The 1,996-nt window shown below is 58.2% G+C and carries 2 protein-coding genes and 1 pseudogene; 2 read left to right on the forward strand and 1 reads right to left on the reverse strand.

What is annotated here, in order from left to right; all coding sequences use genetic code 11:
- Nucleotides 1-519 precede the first annotated feature (519 nt).
- On the forward strand, nucleotides 520-1,083 hold the full coding sequence (locus K0M74_RS18400; RefSeq protein ID WP_293975771.1) for a hypothetical protein: 564 nt from the start codon (nucleotides 520-522) through the stop codon (nucleotides 1,081-1,083).
- Nucleotides 1,080-1,778, forward strand: coding sequence for a hypothetical protein (locus K0M74_RS18405; RefSeq protein WP_293975773.1), 699 nt, complete (start codon nucleotides 1,080-1,082; stop codon nucleotides 1,776-1,778). The genes K0M74_RS18400 and K0M74_RS18405 overlap by 4 nt, the downstream gene beginning before the upstream one ends.
- A gap of 92 nt (nucleotides 1,779-1,870) precedes the next feature.
- On the opposite strand, the pseudogene K0M74_RS18410 reads toward K0M74_RS18405, so the two are convergent.
- Nucleotides 1,871-1,996, reverse strand: a pseudogene (locus K0M74_RS18410) (IS630 family transposase); the annotation flags it as partial.

Below are 1,996 nucleotides of genomic sequence, written 5' to 3' on the forward strand. Positions count from 1 at the left end.
ACCTTTCCGTGCAAAATTGTGCTATGGCCCTTGTGCGCGGGCGACTCCGTGGCGAAGAACGGAACTCCGGCTGCAAGGTCCGTCAGGCCGCCTTTTCACAGCCCTGCCGGTTTGGAGCGTCCGCGCACCTTTTCTTTTGGACGGGTCTCCCACTGTGCGACGAACTGTTCATACGCCTGCTCGGCGGGACGGGCGATTTCCATTTCCTGATAGCGCAGAACCTTGATGTTATAGGCGTAGCCGGGCCCAGCTTGTTCCCCTTTGCCTGCGGTCTGCCAGCCTTGAATTCCATGGTCCTGCGCTTACTCGCGATGTGCGCAGGTCTCGCTCAGCGATAGTCGGCGTCTTTGGTGAGCAGGTGCCAGCACAGGACCGTCAGCTTGGATGCGACAGCGCTCTCAGATGAGGTTCGTGAGCCAGATCAGCGGCTGCGTGGCGAATGATCGGATAATTGACACGCAAAGGAAAAGCGGTAGATGTCCTCTGTCCGCGGACAGCGGACGCCTGGAGATAACGAAGATGAAGAGCCAGGATATTCTCGTGTTGCTCAAATGGGTGAGCTTGGAGTCGCAGGAGCTGGGCGCGCTCGACAGAGGCCGACAGGGCGTTGCCGTCTCGTTCGATCCTTTTTCGGTGCGCGAACTGGGCCTGGCACTCTACATTAGCAAGACGGAAATCAGCGAATCTCTCCATCGAAGCGTTGACGCCGGACTGGCGATCCGCAGCCACGGGCGGATCAAGCCGAACCGGCGCAATATGCTCGAATTCATTATTCACGGCCTCAAATATGCCTTTCCCGCCAAAAAAGGCGCCCCCGAGCGAGGTGTTGCCACGGCCTTCGCTGCACCGATGCTCCAAGGCGATCTGATAAGCGCCGGCAGCGAAATATTTGTCTGGCCCTATGCGGAGGGAAAGGCGAGGGGCGCTTCGGTTGCGCCCCTTTTCAAGTCGGTCCCTCAAGCCGCGCTCCAAGACGCACTTCTCTATGAATATCTCGCACTGATCGATGCGGTGCGGCTCGGCAACCAGCGGGAATCAAAACTTGCGGGCCAGAAACTCGAACAAAGGCTTCTGCAGCGGTGACGGTCCAGGGGCAGCTCCTCGACATGCTCGAAGCCGTTGCCGCAGCTCTTGGCGGCGAGCTGCGCGCGCGGCTCGTATTTGTTGGCGGCTGCTCGACGGCGCTGCTCATTTCCGACGACAATATCATGCAAGACATCCGAGCGACCGACGATGTCGACTTGATCGTGGACCTTGCCGGACGTGTGCAATGGTATCAGCTTGTCGACATGCTGCAGGATAGAGGATTTACAATCTCCGCGGACGAGGGCCCCACCTGCCGTCTCTTGCTTGGCGACATCAAGGTGGACTTCATGCCGCTCGACGGAAACATTCTCGGCTTCAGCAATCGATGGTATAAAAAGGCCATCGCGACGGCGATGCCCCATAAATTGCCAAGCGGATTGGCGATCAACGGCATCACGCCGCCGCTCTTTCTGGCCACCAAACTTGAGGCTTATATTGGGCGCGGAAACAACGATCCGCTGTCCAGTCACGATTTGGAGGATATTCTCCTCATCATCGACGGGCGCGAGCAACTGGCCGCTGAAGTCGCTATCGCGGACGCCGATGTCCGGACATTCATTGCCGAGCAGCTCGCGAGCCTCAAGGCGCACCCCGATTTCGAATATCTTCTGCACGGAAATATCAAAGGTCCCGAGGGCCGGGTCGATATCGTGTCAGCCCGGCTCAATGCGATTGTCATGGCAGGCGCCTGAATTAGCTGTTCTTCGGCGGTTCAAATGTCGACGCTAGCGACAGATGGTCGTTGTCGCGAAGCCGCCCCGCGCCAATTTAGAGCGTCGTGCTTTTAATCTGCAACATATCCAGCTTCCTTGAGGTAATTCCGGCATTCTTCTGGTGAGTAGAGTTCGCAGATCGAGCCGACGGCTTGCCAGAGGGCCTCGATGGTTCGTGCCTGGGCTTTTCGCAGATG

Source organism: Sphingopyxis sp., assembly GCF_019459305.1.
Lineage (GTDB): Bacteria > Pseudomonadota > Alphaproteobacteria > Sphingomonadales > Sphingomonadaceae > Sphingopyxis.